The following is a 15,335-nucleotide window of genomic DNA, read 5'->3' as shown; positions in this document are numbered from 1 at the left end:
TATTACTGAAGGCAGGTAAATGCAGGAAAACACAGGAATATACGTTATTTAAAGTAGCTTTATCGAGCTGCCCTTTGCTCTTTTAGGCTAAGGCGTTTATGTGAGCTATATACATGTTGAATGTTTGTACCATTGACCAAATATGCATCCATTTCAACGGTAATTAGCCCCGATAATGGCTTGATTTCTAGAACACCCAACTCACCTAAATTTGCAGATAGTAAAGTATTATTCCTAATAGCTAACAAAGTTTTGTCAGTATCTCGTAAGTCACCATTCACATATAATTTAGCACCACTAAACCAAGAGTTAATTATTTTAACTTTGATTGATTTAACGGTAAATTCAAAGGATTTTCTCATCAGATCTCCATACCCAGAAATGTAATTATTATACTTTATGTTTTTATGTGTTTGGCGCACAACCACTTTCGTTTAACACCCGCTTAGTCGATGCTGGGTAATTTTTTAGTGCAGCCAAAGGGCGAATTGGCCGCTGAACCAAATTACCTGAGCAGTTTGGGCACACGTTATTTAACAGCGTTTGGGCACAGCCAGAACAAAATGTGCATTCAAATGAACAAATAAAAGCCTCTGTGGACTGTGCAGGTAGATTCTTATCACAACATTCACAATTAGGTCTTAAATCTAGCATTTAGAGCTCCCTTTTATCCACCCAATGCTGAGTAAATATCTATTACCTTTTATAACTTTTGATACCTGATGCTCACTTACATCAGGCCGGAATAGCTTAACCCGCTTTGTTTCAAATATCGGATCACTGCAAATAAACTCACCACCCAAATCTGCTTTTTTAAGCACTATATTCAATCGATAGTGTTTACCAGATTCAACTTTGTCTGTGTGTGGTGCTATTTCACTTCCTTGTGGGAATTTAAGCAAATATGTATCAAATTTAATTGGCCACGTAGCACCACAAATCAACATTTTATCGTAGCCTGATTTTTGTCGGCCTCGCTCCCAACAAAATAATTTACTCAAAAAAAAACATACAATCCCTCGAAACAGCTAATAAGCTGCAGGTTAACTCGTTTTTTTATATTTATTGATAAACAAACCATAGCCGAGTTCATATTTTGATTCAATCGATTACTGTATTTTACGTGGGATATAAAAGGGAGTTTTAATGGTGTTTTGATTGGCGTTTTAATAGACATTATGGTGGCTATAATTACCTAGCAAATCAAAATATAGCCACCCGTTTTACTTTAATGCTTATTTAAGGTCTTATTTAATCGTTACCTTTGCATCACTTACCCATGTTTCAGTTATAGCTTCATCATTTTTATCAACTAAATACGCGCGTATGTTCACCGGATTGTTGTTAGCTTGTTTGTAGTCAAACGCTAATCGCCATTGGTTTGTACCAACTACCGGATAAACTCCAATAGGTTCTAATATTTCACCGTTGCTGGCTTCAACAATCGGCTTTATACCACTTTTGTTATCTAAGCCTTTAAATACTGGACCTTCAAAATCAATCACCATCTTGTTAACGCCTTCAGGAATAGGCTGGCCGGGAATTCCGCCTAAGCCTTGGCGAGTATTTACAACGCTTGCAAGCGTTTTTGATTTTGGATCGAGTGGACGCCATTCAATATCATAAGAAAAGGTAAACTCGTCGCCTTTGCGCGCCTCTTTTTCGGGCACCCAGTAGGCAACAATATTGTCGAACGTTTCATCTTTTGTAGGAATTTCGATTAACTGAACTGCGCCTTTGCCCCAATCGCCAGTAGGTTTAATCCACGCTGATGAACGCTTATTGTAAAATACGCCGTCGTCTTGGTAGTTATTAAAGTCACGATCTCTTTGGATTAAACCAAACCCTTTTGGGTTCTCATCAATAAAGCTATTGGTTGACACCGACTGAGGATTATTTAATGGGCGCCAAACGTATTGACCCGATCCTGTGTGAATCGCAAGGCCATCGCTATCGTGAATTTCTGGGCGCCAATCTTTAGCTTCTGTTTTATCTTTTTGTGAGTACCAATACATACTGGTTAACGGTGCTACGCCTAAGCGTTCAACATCGGCGCGCATATACAAATTAGCCGTTACAGAGGTAATATGGCCTTTGGCTTCTTTGTTATCTTTACTTAAACCAAATCGATAAGCACCAGTGATAGAAGGCCCTTCAAGCAATGCCCAAACAGACACACTTTCACCTTTTTTCTCTGCGGGGCCAATCCAAAATGCAGAAAAGCGCGGAAATTCTTCTGGCTGATTCATACCCGTATTAATTGCAATACCTCGAGCCGACAGTCCATATTGCCCCTCTGGCCCGTCGGTACGAAAATAAGACGCGCCTAAAAAAGATATCCAATCGGGTTTCATATCTGGGCGCATTATTCTAAAGCCTGCAAATCCAAACCCTTCTGGGAGATCGTGAGCTGGGCTGTCATCAGGCATATCAAAAATATCATTACTAAAAGGTACATTTTGAACCTGATTTTTATCGTCTCTGATGTAAATACTTACTGGCTCAGGAAAATATCGACCAGGGTAAAATAATTGTACGGGCGCCTTTTTTCCACTTGGGTATAAGGTTTCATCTTCTTTAAAGCGTATTTTCCAGTGTTCGTCATACGTAATTTTATCGATAAGCTCAGGGGCTGGTACTGCAGTTGGCGTATAGGGCTTTTCGGCTGAGGCTTTTGCTAGGGCTTTTAAGTCTTCGAATGAAAACTCCGTTTTATCTACTGCTTCTGTCGCGTAAGACGACATCGAAGTGCTAAAAATAATTGCGATAAATAACTTTAATTTCATAAAAAGAATGTCCAATAAATTGAGTCAAATAAAAATGGGAACGCTGCACGAACGTATGTTTAACTTAAAGTTCTGTATGGATATTACGTGACGTAATATGAACTAGTGTTTACTAAAATATAGTTATTTGACTACAGGACCTCCCATAGTTATTTTTTTTAGGTATTAGGGATATTGCGCGCGTTTGATGATATCGCTGAAGTGAAAATAAGTGGGATAGCGCAATTTATTATTAGATCGCTGGTATTCAAATGGATAAGGGTTGTATTTAGGTGGTGGAAAACGAAGAGGCTCACCCCTTTTAAAACTTGCAATTAATGGCTGAGTTTTATTTGGCCCTCACTTCAGGGCATGTTTTTATGTTTTTGAAGTTAATTTTTCAATAGCATCTTTAGCTTCTTTCAAACTTACACCATGAACAGATCTATAATATTTTATTGCTCTAACTTTATGACCTGATTTTAAAGCAACAATAACATCACCTTCGGTTACGCTGCCATGCTTAGGTATTGAGTTACCAAATATTAATATAAATAAAACTGCAATAACCGCTAAAACACCCCAAATATATTCAATTTCCATAAATATCCTCGATGTTCGAAAAATAATGAGCCTGTAGGTTAACTCGTTTTTTATTTATTTTTATTGATAAACAAACCATAGCTGAGTTCCTCTTTTGTTTGTAATAATGTTCACCAAGAGCAAAATGTATTTTTATTTTATCTTATTTTAATTATTCTTATTGGCTACTGGTTAAATAGCCTTTCGCATTTTATTTAATAACTCGTAGCATGCTTTATACAACAGTATTTCCATGTCTTCGTTATGGTACAAAGGACCCCAACGAAAAAAGCCTCTTAAGCTAAATTTTTTAGCTATGAATTCGCGCCACGTAACAGATTTAGAAACGCTGAACGTTTTAATCGTCTTATTGTGTTTAATATTATACAAGCGCGATACTAACTTAACTTTTGGTCGCCAAAATAGCGGAATAATAGCTGTATCAAAATCTATAGTGAATGCATCACCACCATGCAAAGTAACTATAACAACATCTAAACCAATATCTGACTTTTTAGGCTCTTTAATAGACGAAATACTGTGAAGACAAAAAATATCTTCAAGCTTCTTGTGCATATGATCTTGTAGTGAATCGCCCGTTATATAAAAAAACGACTCTACCTTAGAAAAATGGCTGTTATTAGCTACAGCTAACGATCCCAAATAAACATTTGGCTTTTCAGAGCTAAACCAATCGAATAGCAAATTTAAATTCCTTTTTTACTTATGCCGAATAAATAGGCCGTAAGGTTGTTATCTAAGGTTAGGGCGAAAAAGCAAAAACCAGCTGTTTTTGCTCTGCTTTACGATTTGTTTATTTACGCTCAACTATTTTCGACGTAATTGAATACCAAGTAATGTACCTAATAAAACAGCAATAACATGCAGCAAAGCTGAAATTAAATATATCAGAGGATCCATTGATATTTCTAATAAAATGTATAGTAAGGCACCGACACTTAGATCAATAAACCAATAAACCGCCGCAACTAAAAAGGCTTGTTTATACGGACTCACTGTTTGCTTATAGCCTAGGTAACAATAAACGATTAAAGAGGTTACAAATCCGAGGACGTAATAAGTAAAAGTTAATGAGGTACTTTGAGTCATTTCATCAAAGCCAACAATCTTTGTTGCTATTGTTGATAAAGCAACTAGCAATAAATACAAGCCTACTGAAAAGAGTACAATCCTAGAGCATTTCACGATAATCCTTTAGCAATACAACGAGGCTGTAGAATAGCTCTAACAGTCAGATTCAATTAATTAGTTTCTTTAATCTTAACGAGCCTGTAGATTAACTCGTTTTTTATTTTTTTGATAAACAAACCATAGCTGAGTTCCTATTTTGGTTCAATCGTTATTGCATTTCACGTGGAATATAAAAAGAGGACTAGGTGTTGTTTTAATTGACGTTTTGGAAGGTATTACTGGAAATTTAGTATGCTAACTGTTTGTTATTATCCTAACTTGCCGTATTTCAGAGTACTCGGACTGAATTAACCCAAAGCATTTAAGATCGTGAAACTGATTTTTCCAGTAACCACTTTGACGCCTTATACCTTCCTCTTTGAACCCAACTTTTAAAAGGAGTGACTCAGATGCAGAGTTTCCAAGAACAGTATCGCCTTGAATACGATTAAGTTTACCGCAAGATAAGTCACCTGAAAATGCGGCTTTAACTATTCGATGAACTGCTTCAGTGGAAAAACCCTTACCCCAATATTTAGGTAGTAAATCATATCCAATAACAGCATTTTTCATTTTAGGACTCCAAGTATTAAAGCCGCAAGTACCTATAAGTTGATCTGTTTCTTTTAGGCGAATAGCCCAACGAATACCTGAGTTTTCTTTAAAACGAGCGTTAAAAAACTCAATTAAATGGCTGGCTTGTGACAGTTCAGTAAACGCCTCTAAATCATAATATTCTACAACTGAATTGTCCGAGAACAACTCAAACAAACTATTTGAATCTTCTTTTGATAATTGATCTAACCTTAAGCGATTTGTCTCTAAAGTTGGAAATGACAACCTAAATCCTCCGTGAAATATAACAAGCCTGTAGATTAACTCGTTTTTTAATTTTTTATTGATAAACAAACCATAGCTGAGTTCCTATTTTGGTTCAATCGGTTACTTCACTTCACGTGGAATATAATAAGAGGACTAGGTGTTGTTTTAATTGATGTTTTGGAGGGTATTACTGGATAATTTAGTGTGAGTGTCTTTTTACTCTTTCTTTCATTTCAGCTCAGCTTTTTGCGTGATTTATTTTTATAAAACCCACTTAACCCGCTGCTTTAATTTATTATTTATGTAAAAGCTAGAATGAATCTCATCCTAACTCTTTAGCTTTTGTTTAACTCTATTTTTGAAACGTAAAATACAATACCAGCAACAAGGCCTACTATAGAAAATAAAAATAATTGTAAAAAGCTATATCCATAACCTATTAACGTAATTGAACCATTTTCGACCAATACCTTACCATTAATGATTGAGCTATCTAAACCTGAAGGGAAAACAAAAAAGAAAGAAACTAAGCAAGTAGATATAACTGAAGATTTGAGCACTGTATTTAGCGAATAACCACAGCTTTTAGTGATAAATTTATAAATGGGAAATGCTGTTACTGGAACCAAAATTAGAACAACTATTAACGTCCAAATAAATATACCAAAAGGCATAATAGTAAATTTCCTTTCAATTGCCATTGGCGCTAAAAATGCAACAATTAAAGAGGCTAAAATAAAGCTAAATATTGTTCTCAACTCGAAACCTTCTTAGAAAGCTAACGCCTGCCATAACCGATTTGTGGCGCTCTTGCACAAATCCGGTTAATGGCTTTGTTATGTAAGGTCACCGTCAAGTCCAAATTTTTTTCTGTTCAAAACTAGCGCTGCCAGCACAGTTACTCCTAACACTGTACCAACAGGGAACATGAAGAGTAACAATGTTGAATATATTATTAGTGCCCAAAAAAGCCACTTAGTTCGATAGTTTAAGCCCACAACGGAAAATGTTAAAAAGCAAAGTGCAACTAAAAATAAGATGAACCCTGTTACTGTAGACAAAGCTGTTGATGACATTTCTTCTTGTGATATTTTAGGTTCATTACTTCCAAACAGCGTTATCTCTTGAAATGAAGAGGACATAATTAAATACGAATCAACAATTCCCCAAAGAGGTGCCCAGAAAAGCAATAATCCCAGAACTGCGACGTATTTCCCTATAGTTTCCTTGTTCATCATCTCTCCTCACGTAGTTATATAAAGAGCCTGTTAACAGGCAGAAAATAGTTAGTTAAATTAGCAACAAAGGAACAAAGCCAACTATTTTTATCCTTGTTTAACAGCCTGTTATGCATTGTTTACACTACAGTCAATTGTTGCGTTAATCTTTGGTGGGTAGACAGAACCAAACTGACTATGCGAGCCATAAGTACCCATTTTATATTTTTTTACGTATATATCACTAGATTTGCATAACTCTTTTCCTTTGAGCTCTACCAATTCGACCATATCTGTTTCATTAAGATCGGTATGACCAAGAACCTCAATTGAATACGTCCCATCAGAGTTTTTGCTTACATCGCTATATTGGACTATGACACCTTTATAAGTTTTCATACCAACACAACCAGAGATTATTAATATGATTAAAGGTAGATACTTTTTCATGCTTATCCTTAAACACCTAACAGCTTATTGAGCACCACTTTGGGGATTTATAGCACCCCAAAACGGCGTATATTACAGTGTTCAATAATTCCACTAAACAACTACAGTGTAAACAAGTAATTAAATATGTTACAAAAAACCCTTTGTAATTTTTCACCAAAACGGTGTTTAATAATGTTATTGGACAAAACAAAAATAGAGCTTTATTTATGATAAAAACGAATGAGTGAGGCATTTACTTTACTTCAAAATTCACATGGTCAAAGTATGGGTTTTTCTCATGCGCTTTAAGTACGCTGATTGTAGTTAGCACAATGAGTTTCAACTCGCTATTTACATTAACAACTATGCATTCGTCTCTATTAGCATTGCGTTTTGTGTCAGTTGCTATCCCGCATACACCATCACCATTTTTTAATATAAGCTTAATGCTTAAATGGTGCATACAAGCAATTTCGATGTAGTCGTATTGGTTGCAACTGATCATAACGCTCTCTTTATTTAGTCGGCTTAAAAATCATTAAAAAAGCAATAACAACAAGGTTGGCTATATACCACAAATCTTTAATTACAAATTGCCCTAAACGATCCAATAAAGTGGATGAACTAAATGCACCGGTTGCGGTAATTAAGAATGTTTGGGTCATCATAAATACGCTTAAACACGCTAAGCCACTTACAATAATTAGCTTTTTATTATTTAAAAATAGCCCTAATCCCAATAACACAGCAAATAATACATCAAACCCGCCAATCACGTTAGACGCGCCTTGTACGCTAAATACCGTGTATAACCACGACATAAACGGTGAGGTTTCTACTAAACTTACAATGCCTTTTGCTTCAAACTCATAAAACTTCATGCCGCCAATCCATAATAAAACCATAGCAACAGGTATAAAGTTTAATAGTACGTGTTGTTTGTCGGTAAGTTTGTCTTTATAAAACAAAAACAAATACAAAGGCACTACAGCGAAGTATTTAATTATGCCCTGCCCGCTACCAATGATTGGAAAGCCACCAAGTTGCGCCATCCAACGGTTACTGGCAAACAAGGTAAGTAATGCTACTAAACTTATAATTGCTGCAAGTAAAAGTGCTGGTGTAGGTTTCATTAGTTTAAGGCGAGCGAGCACGGTGGCAAACGCTAAGGCAATCATAAATGAGCCACTAATTAAACCTAACGCAGATACAGACATTAGCGAATCAACGCCATAATAACTAAACGTAGCCGTTAACGTATTAGGGTTTGCTCCTAACGCAAACGACAAGCCAAGTAGTAAAAAGCTACTCGTTAATAAAAAAGTAATCACGTTATTGGTTAGTTTTAAGTTCATTGTATTTCCAAGTATTCGTTGAGGTTTATAAAGACCTTACGAACCTATAAAACAATTCAAGCTAACTCTTAAAAATCAGAGTTAATTAAGCACACTGTAAGCTCTTATCGGGTAATGTAATCAATCACTTTAGTTTATAGTTTATTTCCTCTTTATTAATAAAATTAAATAAGTCTAATATTCATATGATGTGCGTCATCTTTTTTATTATTAAATGAAGTAGAATAACGTCGCCTTTTCAATAAACAGAATGCATGCATTTCTAAAACTTAGGGACATTTTTAATGAAGGGTACTGATATTCGAGTTACCTCTGGACTGATTTCTATAGCCATTGTTTTACTACTTTGGTTTGCTGTACCGCCTCCGCAAGGTGTTACCGAAAACGCATGGCATTTGCTCGCTTTATTTATTGGTACTGTAGTTGCCATTATTGGTAAAGCAATGCCTATCGGCGCCATTGCTATTTTAGCTATTACTTCTGTTGCGTTAACCGGCGTAACTAATGACAGCCCATCTGGCGCTATTAAAGATGCATTAAGTGGCTTTTCTAACTCATTAATTTGGTTGATTGGTATTGCTATTATTATTTCTCGGGGTTTAGCTAAAACCGGTTTGGGAAATCGTATTGGCTATAATTTTATTTCTTTTTTTGGTAAAAAAACTATTGGTATTGGCTATGCCCTCGCGCTGTCTGAACTTGTTATAGCGCCTGTGACGCCAAGTAATACCGCGCGAGGCGGCGCTATTGTTCACCCAATTATGAAGTCGATAGCAACAAGCTTTGGCTCGTCTCCTGAGGAAGGCACCTCTCGTAAAATTGGCCACTACCTTGCTTTAGTTAGCTACCATATAAACCCTATTACATCAGCTATGTTTATTACCGCCACGGCTCCTAACCCTCTAATTGTAAAGCTTATTGCAGATGCTACTGGTGCAAATATTAGTATTACTTGGGGTACGTGGGCGCTGGCAGCGCTTGTTCCTGGTTTGCTATGTATTGCCCTTGTGCCTTTGGTTGTTTATGCCATTTACCCACCTGAAGTTAAAAGTACGCCCGATGCTAAAACCTACGCAGAATCTAAATTAACTGAAATGGGCCCAATGAGTTACGGCGAAAAAATAATGGTGGGTGTTTTTGCCATGCTGCTTATTTTATGGGCCGGCGTGCCTGCAATGATTTTAGGGGCTGACTACGCAGTTAACACAACCGCAGTGGCTTTTTTGGGTTTGTCGGTATTATTAGTGACTGGTGTATTAAGCTGGGACGATGTACTTAAAGAAAAGTCTGCGTGGGATACCGTTGTTTGGTTTTCTGCATTAGTAATGATGGCCACTTTTTTAAATAAACTAGGTTTGGTAGCGTGGTTTTCAACACTTGTTGAGAGCAACATTGCGCAACTGGGCTTTGACTGGATTGTATCGGCTATTATATTGGTAGCTGTGTATTTTTAGGCTCATTACTTTTTTGCCAGTACCACAGCACATATTACTGCTATGTTTGCCGCATTTTACGCCGCAGGTTTAGCGCTTGGCGCTCCGCCTTTATTTTTAGGTTTACTGTTAGCTGGCGCTTCATCACTCATGATGTCGTTAACGCATTACGCAACAGGCACATCTCCCATCGTGTTTGGCTCAGGCTATGTATCGTTAAAAGACTGGTGGGTAATGGGCCTTATAATGAGCGTTATTAATTTAAGTGTATGGGGAATTATTGGCGGGCTTTGGTGGAAAGCACTTGGGTATTGGTAGTCTTGCCTTTGTTAGTTTGGCTTGCACATTTAATACTGCGCACTTATTTTAGTTAGTTCTACAAATATAAACATTGAGGCTGTTGCAAGGGAGCACTATGGTTTTTAAATTCATAAAGGCAGCATATTCAGACCAAGACTACTTATTAAGCCTCAGAAAACTGACTATGGTCGAACACTTAGAAAATGCCGGGTTATTTTTAACAGATCAACAGCATGTTTTAAGGCTTAATGATCAATATGACTGCTCCCATCTTATAGTTATAAATGAGGTACCAATTGGTACTTTAAAATACCAAACACACGCTCAATACGTTGAAATAATGCAATTACAAATACATCCATTGCACCAAAATAAAGGGTATGGGAAAGCGGTTATTGAACAAGTTATTACAAATGCGCAGTCAAAACCCATTAAACTCACCGTGCTTAAAAACAACCCAGCATTAGGACTTTATAAGCGGCTGGGTTTTACTATAACTGATGAGAATAATTACGAGTACCACATGCAAACGCGAGCTACTCGTAGCTAAAATTAGTCGCTTTGATCTCTGAAGTCTTTTTTTCTGAAAATAGTTAAATGCCAACCCCAATGCAAAGAGCCTAATCTTAAAAAGATAGTCGTGAAAAATGAGCCTAAAATACACCAAATGTAATCTACATTAAGGCTAAATAAAGCAGCATAGACTGCACCACCCGCTAAACACGCAGAGGCGTATGGTTCACTGCGCATAACAGTTGGTACCTCACGGCAAATTACGTCACGTATTAAACCACCAAATATACCTGTAGTGATACCCATGGTAATTGCGACCACCATACCAGAGCCATTAATGAGTGCTTTTTCTATACCCATAATATTAAATAACGCCATACCCACAGCGTCTACTAATAAAAAGTAGTAATTATTAACGCGCGGTAAATATCGAATAAATGCAATTGTTGCTATAACGGCCCCATAGGTTGAATATAAATACTCTGGGGTAGCAATCCAAAATACTGGTTTGTTTAAAAGTATATCTCTGAGGGTACCGCCCCCTAGTGCAGTAACGGTTGCAACCACTACGACGCCAAAGCCACTAATGTTTTTTTCATACCCAAGCAATGCCCCTGCAACAGCAAAAAATGCAACACCGAGTAACCCTAGTACCATAAAGTATTCAGCAGTCATGGTAATTCCTTTTTAAAGTTTATTAGGAGCTGTATCAACTTACGTGCCAAAAAACTGAGTAAATATAAATAAACCCACAATTTAAGTGACTGAAATTTATAAGCTTATTTCATTTATTAAAAAACGTTAGCTATGTGATATTTAGTGAAGGATTAACAAGAGTAATTATTTTAATTATGGGTAGTTTTTACACGTTAAAGTACAGAGGGATTTTGTTACAGAGTTGCAGTCGAGCACTTTTAAATTTTAAGCAAAAATTAAATGAACAATAAAGCTATTACCAATATTACAAAAATAATAGGCAATATTGCATGTTGCCAGTTTTGTTCTTTATTTTGATTATAGAGTGTTTGCATTGAGCTTTTATCATTATTGGTAAAACTATGCTGGCACTGCATACAGTTTTGGGCTTTTATGCTCACCCAAGTACCACATTTAATACATGCGTAACACCTCGACAGTTTATCAAACTCGTTTGTGTTCCTAAATATTCTCATTTATCACCTCATTGATTTTCGCCGCAGTAAGAAACCCAATGAATAATATATGCTCTTTAAATTCATTGTTACTTCTTTACTTTATTCAATAATTTTTACATTTGGAATGTTTTGTAAAAGGTAGGATTTTAAAGATTCAAACGCATCTTTATTGAAAATAAACTCAGTTGTTTTACCATCAACTTGATTATACGGTAGTGCAAATACACCGTGCCTCTTAGTTTTGTCGATGACAACTTTGTTAATATCGTTAATATTAAACACTTGCTTATAAACGTATAATATTTGCCCCTCAACGCGTACAGCCTTTAACGGGCTTTGCTCAACATTGCGCGAACGAATAAACACAAAATATAAAATAACGGGAAATAAAAACAGGTTAAACGCTTGCAAACTAAAAGGTTTATCTATCAATACAATATATGTTGAGTAACAAATTAAAGAGGCCGCTAGTGCTAAAATTAGTTGTGTGTTGTTTTTCATAATCATCCTTGGTTACTAGTCAAAAAAATCGGTAAGGTTTTTTAATTATATTACCAATTTAGTGAAATACGCCATTTTGTAACTTTTGCTAATCAAACTTAAATCCGGGCAAAGCTGCCATAATTAATATCCTGATTAATCTACATAACTCACTTTTGTTCCCGCTAAATGATCATGTAAACATCGTTTATCTTTTCCAAATATAAATAATGGATTAACAAAACCAGCTATAAACTGACCTACCGAAGGGACAAGTGATAATAGTTGCATACAAAGCATGCGTTTAAAGTAAATTGTAGTAAAGCTTGCTTGTGTACCATCTAAATTTTCAATACGGATAGACATGAAAGATTTACCAATTGTTTGTCCGCGTTGGTACATAAGGTAACCATGAAGCACTAACGTGCTTAATATGCCATAACCTAGCAAACCTGCAGATAAAGTAAGTGTTGGTTGGCTTAAATTATCAAACCCTACGAGTATGAATACAGGTATAAAACAAACAACACCTAAAACGCCATCAACAATAGCAGCCACTAGCCTGTCTGAGCGCGTTGCTTTTTCTCCTGCTACTTTTGATACAATATTTTCAGATGGGTTCTGTGCTTCTCGCGTTTCAATTAAGTCGTCTATTTCTTTTGCTCGATCTGGGTAGGCTTCGCGATCTATAGCTCTCGCTGATGAGTAAAGCTCATCTAAAGTGTAGGTAGAAAAATCAATTTCAGAATCCATGCAAAAAATCCATATAGTGTTATTAAAAAGTAATTTAACACAATTAATTTAAGCTATTCAATTATTTAAAATTATCAAATAAAAAAGCTACTAAAAAGTAGCCTTTAATTATTAATTAAATACCATTCAATTTGCTGTTAAAAATGCCATTTAACTAGCAAGTTTGGATTATGTTCGGTTTGCCCATCTACACCAAATTTATTTTTCCAATAAACATACTCAATACCCACATCAAGGCGGCCTGTATCTAAGCCGAGCATAGGGGCAATATTGTATTTAATCTGCGAGGTAAAGTTAAAGCCACCTTCACTTTTACCAAACATTGTGTCGGTGCTATCTACAATATCTAAAAAGCCATCGTATCTAAAGTTACCTTTGTTGTAGCCCCACGTGACTGTTATTTGGTTGTTATCTTCACGCTCTATACCTATTTCATCTTGAAAACGACGATAATAAGCCACATTAAAATATTGAAAGCCAGGTACATCAAGTGATACACCGCCCCCTAATAAATAGTTATTTTGATCCGTATCTCCCGAGCCATACTCTGTTTGTAGGCCTAAAAACACCTCTTTAACAAAGCTATTTTGTGGCTTGTAAAGAGTAGGGTTTATGTTTAGCTCACCGTACACTTCATCGGGATTACTTAGCCTATCCATAAAGAAGAACGTACTGCCCCAAGTATGGCCCGATGCATGCTCTATAGTAACAACACTTCTATCATCTTCCTCCCCTGAAAACGGCTCTAGGTAGTCGGCTCCTGTCATTGCGGTAATACTAAAATCAGACCAAAGCTCTTTAGCCGATACACCTGTTGAGCACATTGCAATTGCAGTTACTAATGCTAATTTTTTTATTGTTTTGATTTTCATTGTTAATCCCTTTTATGATTTTTATTAGTTTAGTTAAGATGATCCGTACTTGCTGAGTAATTTTCTGGTAGTACCAACGTCATTATTATTGCGGTGATACCCGACACCGTCACTGCACTACCAAATATGGCAGTAACTAACTTAGGTGCGTTTGCAAACAACTCCGGTACAAAACTAACACCTAGCCCGAGCCCCAAACTCACCGCAATAATAAGTAAACTTCTGCGATTTATTTTTTCGCTGGCGAGTATTTTGACCCCAGCGGCTGCTACGGTGCCAAACATTACAAGCGTTGCACCGCCCAAAACAGGTTTAGGTATATTTTGTAATACAGCGCCAATCACAGGAAACAAACCAAGAATGATTAAAATACTGCCTATCCACAGGCCAATATATCTGCTGGCAACTCCAGTTAGCTGAATAACGCCGTTGTTTTGACTAAAAGTAGTATTAGGAAAAGTATTAAATAAAGCGGCAATCATCGAGTTAACACCATCACCTAAAATACCGCCGCGAATACGTGCTAAGTAACTAGGTCCTCTAACAGGTAACTTAGAAACCGCACAATTGGCAGTAATATCGCCTGTCGATTCAATTGCAGTAATAAGGTATAAAAAACCAAAGGCTATGAGTGCACCAAAATCAACATTAAAGCCGTATTTAAAAGGCAGTGGGATAGCAATTAGGTCAAATTCACCTAATTTAAAATTAGCGATACCTAATACAAACGCAAGTAACCAGCCAAGTATCATTGCAACTACCACAGCCGTTAGCCTCACCCATTGGTTTTTACTTGCATTAAGCAGCACCACTAAAGCCACAACCGAAAAACCAACAATTAAGTTGCTCGTTGAAGCAAATTTTTCAGGCATATTAGTAAGTAGCCATTGCCCGCCACCTATATCAGTCATACCTACTTTAATTAGGTAAATACCAATAGTAGTGATGACCACACCAGTAACTACTGGCTTAATTATTTTGCCTAATTTACTAATAAAAAAACTAATAAATACTTCAACAAAAGCGGCCAAAAAGCACACTGCAAATATAGTGGCAAGGACCTCTTCGTTATTGCCTCCGGTGGCTTTAACGGTAAAGCCTGTTGCTAAAATAGTCCCTAAAAAGGCAAAGCTTGTACCTTGCACACATATTAATCCTGAACCCACAGGGCCAACACGCCGCGCTTGTATAACCGTGCCCACACCAGATACAAATAATGCCATACTAATTAAATAAGGTATTTCAGCAGCTAAACCAAGCACACCGCCAATAATAAGCGTGGGTGTAATAATACCTACAAAGCTTGCGAGTACGTGCTGTAGTGCGGCAAAAAATGATTCAGTTACGCCTGGTTTGTCATCAACTGCATATATAATATCGTCAGACGAGCTTGTATTTATTGACATATAAACCTCTACGTTTTGCGAGTTAGCCACTGTATTTGTCTAAGTGATTAACTCATTGTT

The 15,335-nt window shown here is 36.6% G+C and carries 19 protein-coding genes and 1 pseudogene; 2 read left to right on the top strand and 18 right to left on the bottom strand.

Annotated features, from left to right (window positions below; all coding sequences use genetic code 11):
• Window positions 1-59: 59 nt before the first annotated feature.
• From H5159_RS06970 to H5159_RS06910, 13 genes are all read right to left on the bottom strand, one after another.
• Window positions 60-362, bottom strand: a complete 303-nt coding sequence (locus H5159_RS06970; protein WP_007584337.1) for a hypothetical protein — start codon at window positions 360-362, stop codon at window positions 60-62.
• Window positions 363-405: 43 nt separating this feature from the next.
• Entirely contained in the window at window positions 406-654 is a 249-nt protein-coding gene (locus H5159_RS06965) for a DUF1272 domain-containing protein (protein WP_182780074.1), read from the bottom strand.
• The gene (locus H5159_RS06960; RefSeq protein WP_259399099.1) at window positions 648-947 is read right to left on the bottom strand and encodes a 2OG-Fe(II) oxygenase; all 300 of its coding nucleotides are present in this window, start codon (window positions 945-947) and stop codon (window positions 648-650) included. The genes H5159_RS06965 and H5159_RS06960 overlap by 7 nt, the downstream gene beginning before the upstream one ends.
• Window positions 948-1,247: 300 nt before the next feature.
• Complete coding sequence (locus tag H5159_RS06955; RefSeq protein ID WP_182780073.1) at window positions 1,248-2,786, bottom strand: glucan biosynthesis protein; 1,539 nt, start codon at window positions 2,784-2,786, stop codon at window positions 1,248-1,250.
• A 357-nt stretch (window positions 2,787-3,143) separates the two neighbouring features.
• On the bottom strand, window positions 3,144-3,368 hold the full coding sequence (locus H5159_RS06950) for a ribosomal protein L7/L12 (protein ID WP_007378552.1): 225 nt from the start codon (window positions 3,366-3,368) through the stop codon (window positions 3,144-3,146).
• 171 nt (window positions 3,369-3,539) lie between these two features.
• A complete protein-coding gene (locus H5159_RS06945) occupies window positions 3,540-4,052 on the bottom strand; it encodes a hypothetical protein (protein ID WP_024596157.1) in 513 nt (170 codons plus the stop codon).
• 123 nt (window positions 4,053-4,175) lie between these two features.
• Window positions 4,176-4,553, bottom strand: coding sequence for a hypothetical protein (locus H5159_RS06940; RefSeq protein WP_310735802.1), 378 nt, complete (start codon window positions 4,551-4,553; stop codon window positions 4,176-4,178).
• Between the two features lie 240 nt (window positions 4,554-4,793).
• Window positions 4,794-5,378 carry a GNAT family N-acetyltransferase gene (locus H5159_RS06935; protein ID WP_024596159.1) on the bottom strand — a complete coding sequence of 195 codons (585 nt, stop codon included), beginning with the start codon at window positions 5,376-5,378 and terminating at the stop codon, window positions 4,794-4,796.
• Window positions 5,379-5,695: 317 nt separating this feature from the next.
• Entirely contained in the window at window positions 5,696-6,118 is a 423-nt protein-coding gene (locus H5159_RS06930; RefSeq protein WP_024596160.1) for a hypothetical protein, read from the bottom strand.
• A gap of 78 nt (window positions 6,119-6,196) precedes the next feature.
• Entirely contained in the window at window positions 6,197-6,595 is a 399-nt protein-coding gene (locus tag H5159_RS06925; RefSeq protein WP_182716229.1) for a hypothetical protein, read from the bottom strand.
• Window positions 6,596-6,706: 111 nt separating this feature from the next.
• Window positions 6,707-7,027 (bottom strand): hypothetical protein, encoded by a 321-nt coding sequence (locus H5159_RS06920; protein ID WP_024596161.1) that lies wholly within the window; start codon window positions 7,025-7,027, stop codon window positions 6,707-6,709.
• A gap of 235 nt (window positions 7,028-7,262) precedes the next feature.
• A complete protein-coding gene (locus tag H5159_RS06915; RefSeq protein WP_024596162.1) occupies window positions 7,263-7,514 on the bottom strand; it encodes a Rho-binding antiterminator in 252 nt (83 codons plus the stop codon).
• A 10-nt stretch (window positions 7,515-7,524) separates the two neighbouring features.
• Window positions 7,525-8,364, bottom strand: a complete 840-nt coding sequence (locus H5159_RS06910; protein WP_182737711.1) for a DUF417 family protein — start codon at window positions 8,362-8,364, stop codon at window positions 7,525-7,527.
• A gap of 284 nt (window positions 8,365-8,648) precedes the next feature.
• Between H5159_RS06910 and H5159_RS06905 the strand changes: the two are divergent.
• A pseudogene (locus H5159_RS06905) lies at window positions 8,649-10,115 on the top strand (DASS family sodium-coupled anion symporter).
• 97 nt (window positions 10,116-10,212) lie between these two features.
• Window positions 10,213-10,647, top strand: coding sequence for an N-acetyltransferase (locus H5159_RS06900; RefSeq protein ID WP_182780072.1), 435 nt, complete (start codon window positions 10,213-10,215; stop codon window positions 10,645-10,647).
• Window positions 10,648-10,649: 2 nt separating this feature from the next.
• Here the strand turns inward: H5159_RS06900 and H5159_RS06895 are convergent, their stop codons facing one another.
• From H5159_RS06895 to H5159_RS06875, 5 genes are all read right to left on the bottom strand, one after another.
• Window positions 10,650-11,285 (bottom strand): trimeric intracellular cation channel family protein, encoded by a 636-nt coding sequence (locus H5159_RS06895; protein WP_004334621.1) that lies wholly within the window; start codon window positions 11,283-11,285, stop codon window positions 10,650-10,652.
• A gap of 578 nt (window positions 11,286-11,863) precedes the next feature.
• Window positions 11,864-12,265 (bottom strand): hypothetical protein, encoded by a 402-nt coding sequence (locus H5159_RS06890; protein ID WP_076924301.1) that lies wholly within the window; start codon window positions 12,263-12,265, stop codon window positions 11,864-11,866.
• 135 nt (window positions 12,266-12,400) lie between these two features.
• Entirely contained in the window at window positions 12,401-12,997 is a 597-nt protein-coding gene (locus H5159_RS06885; protein WP_182780071.1) for an RDD family protein, read from the bottom strand.
• Between the two features lie 137 nt (window positions 12,998-13,134).
• Window positions 13,135-13,869, bottom strand: coding sequence for a DUF5020 family protein (locus tag H5159_RS06880; protein ID WP_182737705.1), 735 nt, complete (start codon window positions 13,867-13,869; stop codon window positions 13,135-13,137).
• Between the two features lie 29 nt (window positions 13,870-13,898).
• Window positions 13,899-15,275, bottom strand: coding sequence for a uracil-xanthine permease family protein (locus H5159_RS06875; RefSeq protein ID WP_182780070.1), 1,377 nt, complete (start codon window positions 15,273-15,275; stop codon window positions 13,899-13,901).
• Window positions 15,276-15,335 lie beyond the last annotated feature (60 nt).

The sequence above is a fragment of the Pseudoalteromonas sp. SG43-1 genome, assembly GCF_014164415.1.
Lineage (GTDB): Bacteria > Pseudomonadota > Gammaproteobacteria > Enterobacterales > Alteromonadaceae > Pseudoalteromonas > Pseudoalteromonas distincta.
Note: the sequence above shows the minus strand (reverse complement) of the source record. Positions and strands in the feature narration are given on the sequence as shown.